Source organism: Bradyrhizobium sp. USDA 4472 (assembly GCF_054058595.1).
Window position 1 is genome coordinate 4647827 of the sequence record NZ_JBSSAM010000001.1, and the last position, 16478, is coordinate 4664304.

Sequence of the window (16478 nt, forward strand, 5' to 3'; positions counted from 1 at the left end):
AGCGCTGATGATTGAACAACTAGATCTCGAAGATTGGGCGTGGCAACTTTCGACCGAAGCGTACCGTCTCAATCTGTATAGCCACCTTACGAGACAAACAGAGGCAAATCGATCATCGGTCACCGAAGCAGAGTTGGCCGAAGCAATCCGCGACAGTTTCACTCAAGTGAACGAGGGGGCCTACCGCGAAATGGTCGAGTTGGCGACGGAGGCGGCGCTCGAGACCTACGATCGGGTCGTATCGTCCACCATAAAACGTTCACGTGTTCAGCCACGTAGCTGAACTCTCCTCTTCGCACGCTCAGAAATCCGCGCTCAACTCGATCCTTCGGCTTTATCGGCATCGATAACCCCTGACAACGGGGCCTCTAGCGCAATCTGACTATAAATTGCGGGGCTCGGGTGGATCTTGATTTTTAGCTTTTGCAGCCGACGGAAGTCCGCGAACAGTCCGGGGGCAGACACTCCGGGCAGGTTATCGCCGATCGAATCCCGGACGTCGCGGATTTCCCGCGGCAAGGCTACGGAGGTGGAACCTTCCACTTTTCGACTAGCCGCCGCGACACCACGAGCTGGCGGCGGAGTGACCAGTGCCTCGCTCTAGTTGCAAATTGAAGGACCGGTGGGCCCCGCGAGGGGCCGGCCAGCACTCAGTAATCCGCCGAATTCGGAATCATCCACACCGAAACTGTCTGCCACACGCCGTCGTTCGACCTGCGTTGGTAGGTGACGAAGTCGGCGTCGTCGTTGTGTTGGATTTCGTACCGGTGGGATTCGAAAGGCGTTGTCATTGAAGTCTCCTTCGCTATTCAGGACGGCGCTTTCCGCGCCATCATTCAAGGAGATCGATTGAAGGACCCGCTTTGGAAAGGCTTGTTCGTGGAAAGCGCCCTTCCAAGCATCGGAAGGTTCGATGACCAACCCGCTTACCCAAGCAACGCCTTCTTCCGCAGCCCGGCATGATATGGCAAAATCGGAAGCTAACTTCCCGAATTATGAAAGGGACCCGATGGATCGCCTGGAAGCGATGTCGACCTTTCTGACCGTGGTCGAGCAGGGCAGCTTGTCCGCGGCGGCGCGGCGATTAAAAACGCCACTCACAACAGTCAGTCGCAACGTATCCGAGCTCGAGGCTCACCTGCGGACCAAGCTCTTCAATCGATCGAGCCGGCAACTGGTGCTGACGGATGCAGGCACGTCCTACGTTGCGGCTTGCAAGCGCATCCTCACGGATGTGCTCGAAGCGGAGCGTACGGCGTCCGGCGAGTATACCATGCCGACAGGCGAGCTGGCGGTAACCACACCATTGGGTCTTGGGCGCATCATTCTGATGCCGATCGTTGCGGACTTCCTCAAGACCTATCCGGACATCAAGGTCAGAATGATCCCCACAGATCAGAAGTTGAGCCTTGCCCAGGAGCAAATCGATGTCGGGGTACGCATCGGCGAATTGCCGGACTCGAGCCTGGTCGCGCTACGGCTCGGCACGACGCGCCGGGTGGTATGCGCCAGTCCCGCCTACCTGGCGGCGCGCGGAACGCCGCGTACCCCTGAAGATTTGGCCAGGCATGATTGCATCAGCTATCCCGGCTTCTCACCACCCGATGTCTGGACATTCGTCAGAGGCAAGGCGACCATAGCCGCGCCGGTGCATACGCGGCTCACCGTCGGCAGCGCGGAAGCGGCTTGTACGGCTGCCCGCGCTGGCGTGGGAATTTCCATCGCGTTTGCTTACCAACTCGAGGTTGGTTCGGAAGCGGGAGCCCTGACAACCGTGCTGGATGAATTCCAGCCGCCGTCAATGCCGGTCAATCTGGTCTATACCGCCCACCGGTTTCTGCCGATCAAGGTCAGAGCGTTCTTGGACTTTGCAGCGCCGCGGCTGAAGCGAGTTTTCGCCGAGTAAACCGAGGCCGTGCTCACTCCGCTGCCGGGCTTCCAAAATCCGGAAGGATGACTTCCGCTTTCCGCTCCTGTTGACCCGGGCCTTTCGCCCCACCTCCAGTCATGACCCGCCGAAAACGGCGTTACCAACTGGAGGCGAACATGGGTGAAGTCATCCAATTTATCCCGAAGGCCGAGCGCGACCGGCTCCGCCTAATACGAGAAGCCCGCGCGATCTACGACAGCGTCTTCCCGCCGGCCGATCCGGTCAACGGTCAGTCGAACAACGCACCGATCGTCGTCAATGGCACCTGGATTCATCGGGGCGGCGAACCGTTGTCGTGATCAACGACTTCCGCGGTGCTCGATCGTCAACCATCAGGAGAAATCGTCATGACAATCCGCAACACGCTTTTCGCCGCTGCATTTGGTATCGCCTCCCTGACGGCCGCCCAGGCAGAAGGGCTGCGCCCAATCGAGGGCAAGAGCATTGACCTTGGCGCGATATCGGGGGTCGCCTACTATACTGTCGAACGCGATGGATTCCGCGTGGTCGCGACCCTGGCACAGGGCGAGTCAGGAACACCGATCCGCGTCGTATCTCTTCTTACTCCCGGTCAGAGCTTGCTTCTCTCGACACCGCAGCCAGCGCGCGTGATCGAGATCAGCCGGGAAGGGGACAGCGTGCTGGTCCGTAAACCGGCCACGGGCTCGAACTAAAGTTCAACTTGAACGGCTGCGCTCACCAAGCGGAGCGCAGAGAGGGAAACCGCACATGTCCACCGTCCATCTTCATCGGAAGACCACAGCGACGCCCGAACAGTACGTCGCCGGCCTGACCGATTTCGGGCCCGGCCGCTCGAAGCTCTTCGGCAACAGCGCCGATGCCTATCTCGAGGTGCATCACCGAGGCAACTCCTTTGCCGATGTCACGGAGGGCTCGGGCGGGATCTGGGAGCGCCTGCATTATGACTGGTCTGATCCTGAGCGCGTTGTTCTCACGACAACCGACTCCAACGTGTGGGGTGGTGCCTCAGGTCACAGCTATGCCTTTACGCGTAAACCCGACGGCACGACCGACATTGATGTGGTCGTGATACGAGACGGCAAAAACCTGATGGGGCGGCTGCTCGGCTTCGTGCTCGGGACCATCGGCAGGGGTGTTCTGGAAAGGGCATTTGAAAACTCGGTCAAGGCCATCGAAGCCCGGAACGGCAGGGCTGGACGGCCAGACCCAGACATTTCCGACCTCGCCGCCTAAGCAGTTGGATAGCGCCCCGGTGCCCTCATTGAGGGCGCCTAGTAGGATGTTGCCCAGAGTTCTGGTTGAGAGATGACCCCAACGGACTGCTCCGGAAGGGGCAAGGTGAACAGGCAGAATAATCTGGCGTTCGCCGGCATCCGAGTGGCCGAAGCCACAGGCCCGCTCGGCGTACGACGGGTCTTGGGAACTTTTCTTCGTGACGCAGAGCGGAGCGTGCGAGCCGACCTAGAATTGCTCGGTCGACATCACTGACAGCGTCGTCCGCGCGTCGGTGAGCGTTCCGGGCACATATGCGTCCGGCTGAGGTCGGCTCTTGAGTAATACCGGTCGTGGGACATGGAGCGGCTATTCGGGAGGCGCGAGTTGTTCGGGGTATTGGTCTCCCAGCGCGGACCTGACGAAACTCTTCCCGATTACTGGTTCGCTCGATGCAATGCTGGTGTTTCGGCCGGGGACTGCTGAGCCGCGTCAGGCGATCATCGTGCGGCTGCGTCGGTGCGGGTGAGTTTCCGCGCGCCGGGGCCCGGATGAACGTGAACCGCCTTCGCCGTCAGCGGCTCGCCGCACTCGGAGCAGACCATGACGGGATCAAACATCTTGTGGCAGTTCTTGTGTTCGTGCAGCAGCGGCCGTCCGCGCGAGTCGACCATGTGGACGTTGCCCCAATGCACGATTGACATGATGATCGGATAGAGGTCGAGACCTTTCTGCGTCAGGATATATTCGTAGCGCTTCGGCGCTTCCTGGTAGGGAATCTTACGCAATACGCCAAAGCGTACCAATTTTTTCAGCCGATCGGCGAGCAGATGCCGGGTGATTCCAAGTGACGCTTGAAAGTCATCGAATCTGCGGATGCGCAAGAAACATTCGCGCAGGACGAGCAGGCTCCAGCGGTCACCAATGACCGCCACGGTGCGGGCCAGTGAGCACGGCTCTTCTTCGAGAGCACTCCATTTCATCAAAGTCTCCAGCGAATCTGCGATCTTCAAAAATAAATTCTAAATTAGAACTCACTGTTTTTCAATAGGATGCCCGGTTTTTCACGAGAGCTAGGAAATTGAATGATGATCATCATATTGACAGTTCTGAAATAGAACTTTAGAGGTTACGGCACTTTTCAATCGGTTAGCCGGCAATCGCCGCCGTTAAAGAGAAGGGCGTGAAATGGCAGCTCCGCTCAAGGTCGAGTTTCACTTCGATTTCGGCAGCCCCAACGCCTACCTCGCGGAGCTGGCGCTGCCTGCCATCGAACAGCGGACGGGAGTCAAGTTCGACTACGTGCCGGTGCTGCTCGGCGGCGTCTACAAGGCGACCGGCAACATGTCGCCCGGCGAGTCGCTGCGCGGCATCAAGAACAAGCCAGAATACAATGCGCTCGAGACGGAGCGTTTCCTGCGCCGCCACAACATCACGAAATTTCAGTTCAACCCGTTCTTCCCCGTGAACACCCTGATGCTGATGCGGGGGGCGGTTGCGGCACAGTTCGAAGGGATGTTCGAACCCTATTTCCGCGCCGCTTATCACCACATGTGGGTTGAGCCGAAGAAGATGGATGATCTGCAGGTGTTTCGCGCGGCATTCGCGTCCGCTGGCCTCGACATCGACCGAATCATTGCCCGTGCGCAGCTGGACGAGGTCAAGAAGAAGCTGATCGAAAACACCAGTGCTGCCGTCGCGCGCGGCTCGTTCGGCTCGCCGACCTTCTACGTCGGGGAAGAGATCTTCTTCGGCAAGGACAAGTTGCGCGAAGTCGAAGAAGAGATTGTAGCTCAGCTCGCCGCGGGTCAGCGCAAGTCCGCGTAGTTAAGATCGCGCGAAGGTAACAACGAGGCTCGAAGAGCCGTCACAGGGAGGATTGGTCGGTGGCTTCGACGCAGACCGCGCACGCCATTCTCGGGACTTTGCCGAACCGGCTTCATGAGGTCATGGACCGGTACGTCGATGCAACGCCCGACAAGCTGGCGCTGGTCGACGACCAGGGCTGCCTGACCTATCGCGCGCTGGATCGAACCGTGAGCGCGGTTGTAGAAGCGCTCGAGGTGCTCGGCGTGCGCGCCGGCGATCGCATGCTGATCGTCAGCGAAAATTCAATTCCACTGGCCTGTCTGATCCTCGCTGCGAGCCGATTGGATGCCTGGGCGATCGTCGCCAATCCTCGTCTTTCGGCACGCGAGCTCGACCAGATCAGCGATCATAGCGGCGCACGTCGGATATTCCTGACTGCTGAGGTGTCCCAGGAGGCGGCCGCCCACGCCGCGCGCCTGGGTGCATCGGTGCAGGATGTCGGCGCGCTCCATGGCATTGGTGTCACGTCGCTCAACGAAATCACCGCACCTGAGCTGGTCGAGCCCGACGGTGGAAACCAGGTCGCGGTCCTGATCTACACCTCGGGGACGACGGGGACGCCAAAGGGCGTGATGCTGACGCATCGCAATCTTCTGTTCAGCGCGCGCGGCACCGCCTTCCTGCGCGCCATGACGGCAGCCGACGTGCAATATTGCGTGCTGCCGATTTCGCACATCGTCGGCATTTCGCTGCTGACGATGACGCTGATGGTCGGCGCGACCGTGCGCCTCGTTGCCAAATACGATCCTGCCGCGCTTGTGAAGGCGATGACCGATGAGGGCATCACCATCCTCAACGGGGTGCCGGCCACCTATCAGCGCCTGCTCGAATATCGCCGCAACGCTGGTCTGCCGAAGCTCGATCGCGGCGCACTGCGCCTGATCGCGGTCGCCGGCGCGCCGCTCGATCTCGACCTCAAATCGCGGGTCGAGCAAGAGCTCGGCCTTTCGCTGCTCAACGGCTACGGCATCACCGAGTGCTCCCCCGGGATTTCCGGCGTGCGGCCGGATGCGCCGCGGACTGACCACGCCGTCGGCACCGTCTTGCCGGGTGTCGAAGCGAGGCTCGTCGGTCGCGACGGTAGGGTGGTTGCCAACGGCGAGGTGGGCGAGCTTCATGTTCGCGGTCCGAACGTGATGAGGGGCTACTACCGCGCGCCCGACCTCACGGCAAAGGCTGTTGATCCCGACGGCTGGTTCAATACCGGAGATCTTGCTCGCTTTGAGGGCGAGGCTCTCTACATCGTCGGGCGTACCAAGGAGATGATTATCCGCTCGGGCTTCAACGTCTACCCCGCCGAGATCGAGGCCGTCATCAGCACCCATGATGCGGTGGTTCAGTGCGCCGTGGTCGGACGGCAGGTCGAGGGGAACGAAGAGGTCGTGGCGTTCGTCCAGTTGATCAAGGGGTCGACTGCGACCGCGCAAGATTTGCTGGCGCATGTTGCTCCCCAGCTCACCTCGTACAAGCGCCCGACGGAAATCATCCTGCTCGACGCGCTTCCGGCGACATCGACCGGAAAGATCCTGAAGCATAAATTGGCGGAGCAGTTGCGCGGCAGCTAAGGCAGCTCACTCGGCAACAACGTTTGCAGAACACAGTGGAGAACATCATGCAGAAGAGAAACGCCACCGTGGCCGTGATCGGCGCAGGGGACTATATCGGCGGTGAGATTGCCAAGAAATTCGCTGCCGAAGGCTTTACGGTGTTTGCCGGCCGCCGCAATGGCGACAAGCTCGCACCGCTGGTCAAGGAGATCGAGGCGGCTGGCGGTGAAATCCACGCCCGCTCGCTCGATGCGCGCAAGGAGGAAGAGATCATCTCGTTCCTCAACGATGCCGACAAGCTCGCTCCGCTGGAAGTCTGCATCTTTAACATCGGTGCGAACGTCAACTTCCCGATCCTCGACACCACCGAGCGCGTCTTCCGTAAGGTCTGGGAAATGGCCTGCTATTCCGGCTTCCTGGCGGGACGTGAAGCGGCGCGGCTGATGCTGCCGCGTGGCGGCGGCAACATCTTCTTCACCGGTGCGACCGCCTCGTTGCGCGGCGGCAGCGGCTATGCCGCCTTCGCCAGCGCCAAGTTCGGGCTACGTGCGGTCGCGCAGGCGATGGCGCGCGAACTGGGGCCGAAGAACATCCACGTCGCCCATCTCATCATCGACTCCGGCGTCGATACCGAATGGGTGCGACAGCTCCGGCTCAAAGCGCTTGGCCCCAACGCGCTAGACAATCCTGATCTACTGATGCCGCCTTCGTCGGTCGCCGCGTCCTATTGGCAGCTCTATCAGCAGCCGAAGAGCGCGTGGACGTTTGAGTTGGAAATCCGTCCCTTCGGCGAGAAGTGGTAAGGGAGATCAGCGATGGAGCTCGCGCTATCGCCAGAGGACGCGGCCTTTCGCGATGAAGTGCGCGCCTTCATCGCGGAGAACTATCCGGCGGAAATGCGCGTTCCGAATCCCGAGACCGATCTGACCAAGGACCAGTCGCTGCTCTGGCATCGCATTCTCTACAAGAAGGGCTGGGTCGCGCCGTTGTGGCCGAAGGAGTATGGCGGTCCCGGCTGGTCGATTACGCAGCGCTTCATCTTCGAGCAGGAAACCTCGCGGGCCGGGACGCTGCCGCCGCTGGCTTTCAGCGTCACCATGGTCGGTCCCGTCATCTACACCTTCGGCAACGAGGCGCAGAAGAAGAAATTCCTGCCGCGGATTCTGTCCGGCGAAGATTGGTGGTGTCAGGGCTATTCCGAGCCGGGCTCCGGCTCGGATCTTGCGACCGTCAGAACGAAGGCGGTGCGGGACGGCGACCACTACATCGTCAACGGCCACAAGACCTGGACCACGCTGGCGCAGCATGCCGACTGGATCTTCTGCCTGGTACGGACCGATCCGAACGCGAAGCCGCAATCCGGCATCTCCTTCCTGCTGATCGACATGAAGTCGCCAGGCGTCACCGTGCGGCCGATCATCACGATCGACGGTAGCCACGAGGTCAACGACGTCTTTCTCGAAGATGTCCGCGTGCCGGTTGAGAATTTGGTCGGCGAGGAGAACAAAGGCTGGACCTACGCCAAATTCCTGCTCGGCAACGAGCGCACCAGCATGGCCGGCATCGGCCGCTCCACCCGCTACATCAACAAGCTGAAGCAGGTCGTCAAAGCCGAGATCCCGGCCGATGATCCGGCTCATCTCGAATTCCTGCGCGACATCGCCCGCATCGAACTCGACGTGCTGGCGCTTGAGGCGACCGAGTTGCGCGTGGTCGCCCAGATGGCGCGCGGCATCGATCCGGGTCCGGCGGCCTCGCTGTTCAAGATCCGCGGCACCGAGATCTTCCAGGACATCACCGAGCTTGCCCACCGCGCCATCGGCACTTACGGTCTTGCCATCCGCGAGCATCCGGTCAGCGCCAATCGCTTCATGCCGGGCCCCGATTACGGCCACACCGCGTCGGAGAAATACCTCAACGCGCGCAAGCTCAGCATCTATGGCGGATCAAACGAGATCCAGCGCAACATCATCGCCAAGGCCGTGCTCGGGCTCTAACGCATGATCCGGAAAAGCGCGAAGCGATTTTCCGAAAAGATCATGCGCAACCAATACCTGAAGCGTGAACTCACCGCGCTTTAGTCGCGGATGTGGGAGGATCGGATGGATATTCAGTTCACGGAAGAGCAGGAATTGCTGCGCTCCAGCGTCCAGCGACTCCTGCGTGACCAGTATGATTTCGAGGCGCGGCGCAAGATCGTGGCAAGCGAGGACGGCTTCAGCCGGACGCACTGGCGCGCCTTCGCCGAACTCGGCCTGCTCGCCGCGTCCTTCTCGGAAGACGCCGGAGGTCTCGGCGGCGGTCCGTTGTCGACCATGATCATCATGCATGAGTTCGGCCGCCACCTCGTCGTCGAGCCCTTCGTCGAGACGGTGGTGCTGGCCGGCGGATTGATCGAGTATGTCGGCACGTCCGAGCAGCAGCAGGCCTTCATTCCCGGCATTATCGACGCCTCCAGGATCTGGGCGCTGGCCTGGACGGAGAAAGCATCGCGCTTCGATTTCACCCATGTCACGACGCGGGCGCGGCGCGAAGGCAACGACTACGTGCTGAGCGGCGCGAAGACCATGGTGATCGCCGCGCCCTGGGCCGACCATCTGATCGTTTCGGCGCGGACCTCGGGCGACGAGCATGACCGCGGCGGTGTTAGCCTGTTCGTGGTCGACCGCCGCGCCGCCGGCCTCGATCTCCAGAGCTTCAAGACGATCGATGGCCGCCGCGCCGCGGAGATAAGCCTGCGCGAGGTCCACGGGCAATTGCTCGGGCGGGAAGGGGAGGGCGTTGCGGCGTTGAAAGGTGCCCGCGACCGCGCCATCGGGGCGCTCTGCGCTGAGGCGGTCGGCGCCATCGGCGAGTTGAATGCCGCGACGCTGGACTATTCCAAGACTCGCAAACAATTCGGAACCACCATCGGCTCCTTCCAGGTGCTTCAGCATCGCATGGTCGACATGTTCATCGCCCATCAGGAGGCGCTCTCGCTGATGCAGCACTTCAATCTCAGCCTTAGCACCCGCGATACCGGATTGTCGCGGCTCGCCTCCGGTGCCAAATCGAAGATCGGCTATGCCGGGAGGTACGTCGCCGACCAGGCGGTGCAGCTTCACGGTGGCATGGGAATGACCGACGAGCTCAACGTCGGGCATTATTTCAAGCGTATCTCCTCCATCAACATCCAGTTCGGCGATCCCGCGTTCCACCTGCTGCGCTACGCGCAGCTGGACGCGGCCGCGTAACCAGAAGAGGTCAGCATGACGACTGAAGCAGTCATTGTTTCCACCGCACGCACAGCCGTCGGCAAGGCCTATCGCGGCGCGCTCAACAACACGGACGGCCCGACCATGGCAGGGCACGTGATGGCCGAAGCGGTGAAGCGCGCCGGCATCGCACCTGATGAGGTGGAAGACGTCGTGATGGGCTGCGCGATGCAGCAAGGCACGATGGTGATGAACGTGGCGCGCAAGGGCGCGATCCGGGCCGGTCTGCCCGTCACGGTCGCGGGCACCACCATTGACCGGCAATGCGCCTCCGGCCTCCAGGCGATCGCGGTAGCCGCACGTTCGATCATGCTCGACGGCGTCGAGGTCGCGATCGGCGGCGGTATCGAGTCGATCAGCCTCGTTCAGAACGAGCACATGAACAAGTACCACGCCGTCGACGACGAGCTGATGGCAATGAAGCCCGAAATGTACATGTCGATGCTCGACACCGCCGAGGTCGTCGCCGAGCGCTACAAGATCGGGCGCGACAAGCAGGACGAATATAGCCTCGAGTGCCAGCGCCGTGTCGGCGCCGCCTTGCAGGCCGGCCGGTTCAATGACGAGATCGTGCCGTTCACGACCAGAATGGCGCTCGTCAACAAGGACACCAAGGAGATCACCTTCGAGCAGGTGACTCTCACGAGGGACGAAGGCCCGCGCCCGGAAACCACCGCCGAGGGGCTCGCCAGGATCAAGCCGGTGTTCGAGGGCAAGACTATCAGCGCGGGCAATGCCAGCCAGCTATCGGATGGCGCCTCGGCATGCGTGATCATGAGCGACAAGATCGCGGCGAGAAAGGGCCTCAAGCCGCTCGGCATCTTTCGCGGCTTCGTCGCCGCCGGCGTCGAGCCGGACGAGATGGGCGTCGGCCCGGTCGCCGCGATCCCGCGGCTGCTCAAGCGTCACAATTTGAAGATCGATGACATCGATCTCTGGGAGCTCAACGAGGCATATGCGGTGCAGGTGATCTATTGCCGCGACAAGCTCGGCATCGATCCCGACAAGCTCAACGTTAATGGCGGTTCGATCGCGATCGGTCACCCCTACGGCATGACCGGCTCGCGCCTCACCGGCCACCTGCTCATCGAGGGCCGCCGACGCAAGGCCAAATACGGCGTCGTGACCATGTGCATTGGCGGCGGCATGGGCGCGGCCGGCCTGTTCGAAATCGTCCACTGATCGGAAACGGAGCTTTCACGTGAAGACAGCAATAACCGAACTGTTCGGCATCCAGCATCCGATCATCCAGGGCGGCATGCACTATGTCGGCTTCGCCGGGATGGCTGCGGCCGTGTCGAATGCCGGCGGTCTCGGCATCATCACGGGCTTGACGCAGAAAACGCCGGAGCTCCTCGCCAAGGAGATCGCGCGCTGCCACGACATGACCGACAAGCCGTTCGGCGTGAACCTCACCTTCTTGCCGACGCTGTCCGCCCCGCCCTATCCGGAATACATCGCAGCCATTCGCGAAGGCGGAATCAAGGCGGTCGAGACAGCGGGTCGCAGCCCGGAGGCGTACATGCCGGCGCTGAAGGCAGCGGGCATCAAGGTGATCCACAAATGCACCTCGGTGCGGCATTCGCTGAAGGCCGAGAAGATCGGCTGCGACGCCGTCAGCGTTGATGGCTTCGAGTGCGGCGGTCATCCCGATGAGGACGACATCCCGAACATGATCCTGCTGCCACGGGCGGCGGATGAGCTGAGTATTCCGTTCGTAGCCTCCGGCGGCATGGCGGATGCGCGAAGCCTCGTTGCGGCGCTATCAATGGGCGCGGCTGGCATGAACATGGGCACTCGCTTCGTGGCCACCAAGGAAGCTCCCGTCCATGACAACGTGAAGCAGGCGCTCATCAAGGCGACCGAGCTCGACACGGTTCTGGTGATGCGTGCCCTGCGAAACACCGAACGCGTGCTCAGGAACAAGGGCGTCGATGAGCTGCTCGAGATCGAGCGCGAGAAGGGCGCAAGCCTGAAGATCGACGACATCCTCGACCAGGTGGCCGGCGTCTATCCGAAGGTGATGGTCGATGGGCAGATGGATGCCGGGGCATGGAGCTGCGGCATGGTGGTCGGGCTGATCCACGACATCCCGACGGTCAAGGAGCTGATCGATCGCATCATGGCAGAAGCGGAAGCGATCATCCGCCAGCGTCTGGTTGGATTCCTCGATGGCACCGAGCCTCTAAAGGCGATGAAAGTCGCATGACGTGGGCCGGCTCGTCCGGCCACACGACCTGACTACCAGAGAAGCAAAGCGCGGGGCTCGAACCGGCGCAAAGGGAGAGAGACATGGGTATCAGACCAGGCTTCGCGGCCGCATGTGTGACCGCATCGCTGCTCGCGTCATCGGCTCTGGCCGCCGACGAGCCCGGAGTCACCAGTACGGAAATCAAGATCGGCGGGATATTCCCGTTCAGCGGTCCGGCGTCGTCGATCGGGCTCGTTGGCAAGGGAGTGGTCGCCTACGTGCGGTCGATCAACGATCGCGGCGGCATCAACGGCCGCAAGATCAACTACATCGCGATGGACGACGCCTACAGTCCTCCGAAAGCAATCGAGCACGCCCGCAAGCTGGTCGAAAGCGACGAGGTATCGTTCATCTTCGGACAACTCGGTACGCCCGGCAATTCGGCGACGGCCAAATATCTCAGGGGCAAAGGCATTCCTTCGATCGCGATGTTCAGTGGCTCCAGTAAATTCACCGAGATCGGCGATTACCCGCTGACGACCACCGGCCTCGTCAGCTACCAGACCGAGGGAAGAATATACGCCAAGTTTCTCGACAAGGCGTTACCTGGCGCGAAATATGCGATTCTTTTCCAGAACGACGACCTGGGCAAGGATTACGTCAACGCCTTCAAGTCGTTTCTGAAGGGAGAATTCGACAAGCGTGTCGTCACCGCGGCCTATGAGGTGACCGAGCCTACCGTGGACTCGCAGGTCGTCAATCTGAAGAGTTCGGGCGCCGAAGCGCTGTTCGTTGCCGGGACGCCGAAGTTTGCCGCGCAGGCGATCCGCAAGGTTGCCGAGACCGGCTGGAAGGCCAAGGTCATCGTCAACTTTCCGTCGAGTTCGATCGGGGGCACGTTGAAACCGGCGGGTCTGGAAAACTCGACCGGCGTCATCGTCGGTACCATCAACAAGGACCCAACCGATTCGAGGTGGAGTGGTGACGAAGGGATTGAGGCCTACAAGGCGTTCTTTAACAAGTATCTGCCGGGCGCGGACTTCGAGAACTCCAGTTATCTCTCCGGCTACATGCAGGGGATGATTCTTGAAAGGATACTTCTGCAGTGTGGCAACGATCTCTCCCGCAAAAATATCGTCAAGCAGGCCAAATCGCTCAGCCATGTCGTACTTCCGACAGCCTCCCCGGGAATCGAAGCCAACACTAGCGAAACTAACAACATGATCTGGAGTCAAATGCAGTTGCAGCGCTGGACCGGGAGCAACTGGGAACCGCTCGGCGGGGTTCTGGACGCAAGCTCCGAGTGATGCCGGCGGAGAGCACTTGAAGCACGGTGGATTCCCTATTTCGCGATGACGGCCACCAATGGAGAACCAGCATGACTATAGTCGGATTTCATCAATATCCGCCGATGGATCAGGTGATCTTCGGAAAGCCGGCCGGTCAGGCCTTGCGCGAGGAAGCCGAGAAGCGTGATGCCAAGCGCGTATTCCTGATCGTCAGCAAAACGCTGAACACGCACACTGACGAGATCGAGAAGATCCGCACCGCGCTAGGCGGCCGATATGCCGGTAACTTTGATGGCGTTCCGCAGCATACGACGCGCGCGTCGGCTGTTGCGGCGACAGCGGCTGCCGCAGCGGCGAAAGCGGATTTGATCGTCGCCGTGGGAGGCGGATCCGTGGTCGATGCGGCCAAAATCGTCCTGATGTGCCTTGAACACAATATCACGGACGAGTCCGGCCTCGATGGATTTGAACTGGTCTCGACGCCGGAGGGGCCGCGGCCCGGTCCATTTCGCGCTCCGAAGGTCAGAATGATCGCGATCCCCAGCACGCTCTCCGGCGGAGAGTATAACTCCGGAACGCTGGTGACGGACTCACGCAGGAAGCTGAAGCAGATATTCAGCCACCCATTGATGATGCCGCTGTCGATCATCCTGGATCCCCGGATCACGCGGCACACTCCGCAGACGCTGTGGCTTGGATCCGGCACGCGCGCGATGGACCACGGGATCGAAGCCATCTGTTCGCCGAGAGGCAATCCTCTGGTGGAAAGTGTGTGCCTGCGCGGTCTGCGGTATCTGTACGACGGGCTGCTGGCCACGAAGAAAAATCCGGACGATCTGGAAGCTCGGCAATACTGCCAGCTTGGCTCCTGGATGTCCGCCTTCGGCTTGCAATGTCGCGTTCCGATGGGAGCAAGCCATGCGATCGGACATGTGCTGGGCGGTACCTGCGATGTTCCGCATTACCTTTGCACGGCGGTCATGATGCCGAGTGTGCTGAAGTACAATCAGCCGGTGACGGACGAGGCGCAAAAGCGAATAGCCAAGGCTTGGCGAGCACCGGACGCCACGGCCAGCGATACCTTCGCCCAATTCATAACCCGATTGGAATTACCCGGCCATCTTTCGGAGGTCGGCGTGACCCAGGACAAGTTTGAGCTGATCGGTCGTAACGCGATGCTGTCGGTGTTTACCCGGGCGAACCCGAGGACCATCAAGGGGCCGGAAGATATCGTCGACATTCTCAGGCTTGCTGCATAGAGGCGGCGCGGCCCCAGCGGGCTGGACCTTCTGGATTCAACGCGAAACATCGATCGTCGGATAGGAGCAGCCGCATGACCCTTCATCAATCGGTCCTCTCAGAAGGGCCCCAATTCGCGCCACGGGAAATCCGGGTCGAGAAACGTTCCGACGGGACGCTCGTCCTGCGGTCCCCGATCGCGTTCGAGACCCCGCAATGGTCGATCCTGGATTACATTCCGGAATGGGCGGAGAAGGCGCCACAACGGGTATTTCTTGCCCAGCGCGGCGGCGACGGCGAGTGGCAGAAGCTCTCTTACGCCGAACTATGGCAACGCGTGCAGTCGGTCGGGCAGGCCATGATCGATCTGGGGGCCAAGCGCGGCGACAGGTTGGCCATCCTCTCCGGCAATTCGATCGAGCATGCGGTCATGATGTTCGCGGCGATGTCTGTAGGGATCATCGCCGCTCCGATATCGCCGAACTATTCGTCGATGCCGGGTGGGTTGGCTCGCCTGCAGGATATTGCGACGCTGCTTCAGCCGTCCTTCGTCTTTGTGCAGAACAGTGAGGCCTATTCGGGCGCACGCAAGATCCCGGAGCTTTCGTCCGCGACATGGATCGCAATGGATCAAGGGTCCGAGGTCGTCTCACTGCAGTCACTCTATCTGACGCGGCCCGGCGCAGAATTCGAGCAGGCCTTTCGTTCGATTGACAAGGAGGCGGCCGCAAAGATTCTGTTCACATCAGGTTCGACGGGGCTGCCGAAGGGCGTGATCAACACGCACAGGATGATGGCAAGTGCATTGCTGATGGGAACGTTGCTGGTATCGCCTCGCGAGGCACCGGTGCAGGTCGAATGGCTTCCCTGGCATCACACGATGGGAGGCAACGTCATCCTGCACGGCATTTTGAAGCATGGTGGTACACTCCATATCGACGAGGGACGTCCGGTCCCGCAATTGTTTCACAAGACGATTGCCAATCTGAAAGACGTATCGCCGACCGCAATGTTCAACGTGCCTGCGGGATATACGCTGTTGTGCGAAGCCCTGGAAACCGATCATGATTTGCGGATTAATTTTTTCCGACAACTCGACCGGATGACTTACGCAGGCGCAGCGATATCGCGGAGTACGCTCGACAAACTTTATCAGTTGGCGAATGCCGCGAAAGGCAGGCCCATTCCGGTGATGTCGGGTTACGGTACCACCGAAACGGCTCCCACGATTGCCACCACGCATTGGGCAACGGACACGCCGGGCGAGCTGGGACTTCCGGCTCCGGGAGTGGAGTTGAAACTCATCCCCGCCGGGGACACTTACGAAGCCCGCGTGCGCGGCCCCAATGTGACGCCAGGCTATCTTGGCCGGCCGGATCTGACGTCGGCGGCCTTTGACGAAGAAGGGTTCTATCGGGTCGGCGATACCGTGTCGTTCATCGATCCTGCCAACCCGAGCCGTGGCCTGCGCTTCACCGGCCGGGTTTCGGAGAATTTCAAGCTCGCGAACGGGACATGGGTGGCGGTCGGCAATTTGCGGGCAGCGGCGCTGGCGGCTACCCACGGTGTCTTGCAGGATGTCGTCATCGCCGGTGAAAATCGCCACTCTTGCGCTTTGCTGGGTTGGTTGAACCCGGTCATGGCCAGGACGCACGCCACCAACGCCGATGGCGACCTTAACCGTGACCCCGGTGTGATCGTGTTTCTCCAGCAGTGCTTGCGGCTTTACAATGCCAGTGTCGGAAGCAGCGAGCGCGTATGCGCCGTCACGCTTCTTGCAGAGCCGCCCTCGCTGGCGGCGGGCGAGATCACTGACAAGGCATATGTCAACCAACGCGCTGTCCTGATCAATCGGGCGGCGCAGATGGAGCTGATCTATTCGTCCGAGCCGTGCGGTCAGGTGATCGTCATCTAAGGAGATTGCTCGACATAGTCCATGCACGGTCGATGGCGACGTGGAAGATC

At 61.0% G+C, this 16478-nt stretch carries 17 protein-coding genes; 15 read left to right on the plus strand and 2 right to left on the minus strand.

From position 1 onward, the window contains the following. Positions 1-7: 7 nt before the first annotated feature. Entirely contained in the window at positions 8-283 is a 276-nt protein-coding gene (locus tag ACVWZ4_RS21590) for a hypothetical protein (RefSeq protein ID WP_456741132.1), read from the plus strand. 367 nt (positions 284-650) lie between these two features. On the opposite strand, the gene ACVWZ4_RS21595 is transcribed toward ACVWZ4_RS21590, so the two are convergent. Further along, a complete protein-coding gene (locus ACVWZ4_RS21595) occupies positions 651-791 on the minus strand; it encodes a hypothetical protein (RefSeq protein ID WP_456741133.1) in 141 nt (46 codons plus the stop codon). Positions 792-1009: 218 nt separating this feature from the next. Here ACVWZ4_RS21595 and ACVWZ4_RS21600 point away from each other — a divergent pair, with 218 nt between their 5' ends. From ACVWZ4_RS21600 to ACVWZ4_RS21615, 4 genes are all read left to right on the plus strand, one after another. Then, a complete protein-coding gene (locus ACVWZ4_RS21600) occupies positions 1010-1906 on the plus strand; it encodes a LysR family transcriptional regulator (RefSeq protein ID WP_456742248.1) in 897 nt (298 codons plus the stop codon). Positions 1907-2046: 140 nt separating this feature from the next. Then, on the plus strand, positions 2047-2229 hold the full coding sequence (locus ACVWZ4_RS21605) for a hypothetical protein (RefSeq protein WP_456741134.1): 183 nt from the start codon (positions 2047-2049) through the stop codon (positions 2227-2229). Positions 2230-2277: 48 nt separating this feature from the next. Then, a complete protein-coding gene (locus tag ACVWZ4_RS21610; RefSeq protein WP_456741135.1) occupies positions 2278-2604 on the plus strand; it encodes a hypothetical protein in 327 nt (108 codons plus the stop codon). A 55-nt stretch (positions 2605-2659) separates the two neighbouring features. Then, positions 2660-3145 (plus strand): hypothetical protein, encoded by a 486-nt coding sequence (locus tag ACVWZ4_RS21615; protein ID WP_456741136.1) that lies wholly within the window; start codon positions 2660-2662, stop codon positions 3143-3145. A gap of 479 nt (positions 3146-3624) precedes the next feature. Here ACVWZ4_RS21615 and ACVWZ4_RS21620 read toward each other — a convergent pair whose 3' ends face one another. Continuing rightward, the gene (locus ACVWZ4_RS21620) at positions 3625-4107 is read right to left on the minus strand and encodes a winged helix-turn-helix transcriptional regulator (protein WP_456742249.1); all 483 of its coding nucleotides are present in this window, start codon (positions 4105-4107) and stop codon (positions 3625-3627) included. Between the two features lie 205 nt (positions 4108-4312). On the opposite strand from ACVWZ4_RS21620, the gene ACVWZ4_RS21625 reads away from it, so the two are divergent. The 10 genes from ACVWZ4_RS21625 (at position 4313) to ACVWZ4_RS21670 (ending at position 16428) form a co-directional block, all read left to right on the plus strand. Continuing rightward, positions 4313-4951, plus strand: coding sequence for a DsbA family protein (locus ACVWZ4_RS21625; RefSeq protein ID WP_456741137.1), 639 nt, complete (start codon positions 4313-4315; stop codon positions 4949-4951). A 59-nt stretch (positions 4952-5010) separates the two neighbouring features. After that, positions 5011-6558 (plus strand): class I adenylate-forming enzyme family protein, encoded by a 1548-nt coding sequence (locus tag ACVWZ4_RS21630; RefSeq protein WP_456741138.1) that lies wholly within the window; start codon positions 5011-5013, stop codon positions 6556-6558. Between the two features lie 47 nt (positions 6559-6605). Next, positions 6606-7343: an SDR family oxidoreductase gene (locus ACVWZ4_RS21635; protein ID WP_456741139.1), complete on the plus strand. Its 738-nt coding sequence runs from the start codon at positions 6606-6608 to the stop codon at positions 7341-7343. Positions 7344-7355: 12 nt separating this feature from the next. After that, a complete protein-coding gene (locus ACVWZ4_RS21640) occupies positions 7356-8537 on the plus strand; it encodes an acyl-CoA dehydrogenase family protein (protein ID WP_456763329.1) in 1182 nt (393 codons plus the stop codon). A 105-nt stretch (positions 8538-8642) separates the two neighbouring features. Further along, positions 8643-9773: an acyl-CoA dehydrogenase family protein gene (locus tag ACVWZ4_RS21645; RefSeq protein ID WP_456741140.1), complete on the plus strand. Its 1131-nt coding sequence runs from the start codon at positions 8643-8645 to the stop codon at positions 9771-9773. A gap of 15 nt (positions 9774-9788) precedes the next feature. After that, the gene (locus ACVWZ4_RS21650; RefSeq protein ID WP_456741141.1) at positions 9789-10976 is read left to right on the plus strand and encodes an acetyl-CoA C-acyltransferase; all 1188 of its coding nucleotides are present in this window, start codon (positions 9789-9791) and stop codon (positions 10974-10976) included. Between the two features lie 19 nt (positions 10977-10995). Beyond that, positions 10996-12003, plus strand: a complete 1008-nt coding sequence (locus ACVWZ4_RS21655) for an NAD(P)H-dependent flavin oxidoreductase (protein ID WP_456741142.1) — start codon at positions 10996-10998, stop codon at positions 12001-12003. Between the two features lie 83 nt (positions 12004-12086). Next, positions 12087-13292: an ABC transporter substrate-binding protein gene (locus tag ACVWZ4_RS21660; RefSeq protein ID WP_456763328.1), complete on the plus strand. Its 1206-nt coding sequence runs from the start codon at positions 12087-12089 to the stop codon at positions 13290-13292. Between the two features lie 71 nt (positions 13293-13363). Then, the gene (locus tag ACVWZ4_RS21665; RefSeq protein ID WP_456790327.1) at positions 13364-14533 is read left to right on the plus strand and encodes an iron-containing alcohol dehydrogenase; all 1170 of its coding nucleotides are present in this window, start codon (positions 13364-13366) and stop codon (positions 14531-14533) included. 74 nt (positions 14534-14607) lie between these two features. Then, positions 14608-16428: an AMP-binding protein gene (locus ACVWZ4_RS21670; protein ID WP_456741144.1), complete on the plus strand. Its 1821-nt coding sequence runs from the start codon at positions 14608-14610 to the stop codon at positions 16426-16428. Positions 16429-16478 lie beyond the last annotated feature (50 nt).

Coding starts and splice junctions, on each gene's coding strand:
- ACVWZ4_RS21590 (WP_456741132.1), top strand. CDS start 8: ATGATTGAACAACTAGATCTCGAAGATTGGGCGTGGCAACTTTCGACC.
- ACVWZ4_RS21595 (WP_456741133.1), bottom strand. CDS start 791: ATGACAACGCCTTTCGAATCCCACCGGTACGAAATCCAACACAACGAC.
- ACVWZ4_RS21600 (WP_456742248.1), top strand. CDS start 1,010: ATGGATCGCCTGGAAGCGATGTCGACCTTTCTGACCGTGGTCGAGCAG.
- ACVWZ4_RS21605 (WP_456741134.1), top strand. CDS start 2,047: ATGGGTGAAGTCATCCAATTTATCCCGAAGGCCGAGCGCGACCGGCTC.
- ACVWZ4_RS21610 (WP_456741135.1), top strand. CDS start 2,278: ATGACAATCCGCAACACGCTTTTCGCCGCTGCATTTGGTATCGCCTCC.
- ACVWZ4_RS21615 (WP_456741136.1), top strand. CDS start 2,660: ATGTCCACCGTCCATCTTCATCGGAAGACCACAGCGACGCCCGAACAG.
- ACVWZ4_RS21620 (WP_456742249.1), bottom strand. CDS start 4,107: ATGAAATGGAGTGCTCTCGAAGAAGAGCCGTGCTCACTGGCCCGCACC.
- ACVWZ4_RS21625 (WP_456741137.1), top strand. CDS start 4,313: ATGGCAGCTCCGCTCAAGGTCGAGTTTCACTTCGATTTCGGCAGCCCC.
- ACVWZ4_RS21635 (WP_456741139.1), top strand. CDS start 6,606: ATGCAGAAGAGAAACGCCACCGTGGCCGTGATCGGCGCAGGGGACTAT.
- ACVWZ4_RS21640 (WP_456763329.1), top strand. CDS start 7,356: ATGGAGCTCGCGCTATCGCCAGAGGACGCGGCCTTTCGCGATGAAGTG.
- ACVWZ4_RS21645 (WP_456741140.1), top strand. CDS start 8,643: ATGGATATTCAGTTCACGGAAGAGCAGGAATTGCTGCGCTCCAGCGTC.
- ACVWZ4_RS21650 (WP_456741141.1), top strand. CDS start 9,789: ATGACGACTGAAGCAGTCATTGTTTCCACCGCACGCACAGCCGTCGGC.
- ACVWZ4_RS21660 (WP_456763328.1), top strand. CDS start 12,087: ATGGGTATCAGACCAGGCTTCGCGGCCGCATGTGTGACCGCATCGCTG.
- ACVWZ4_RS21665 (WP_456790327.1), top strand. CDS start 13,364: ATGACTATAGTCGGATTTCATCAATATCCGCCGATGGATCAGGTGATC.
- ACVWZ4_RS21670 (WP_456741144.1), top strand. CDS start 14,608: ATGACCCTTCATCAATCGGTCCTCTCAGAAGGGCCCCAATTCGCGCCA.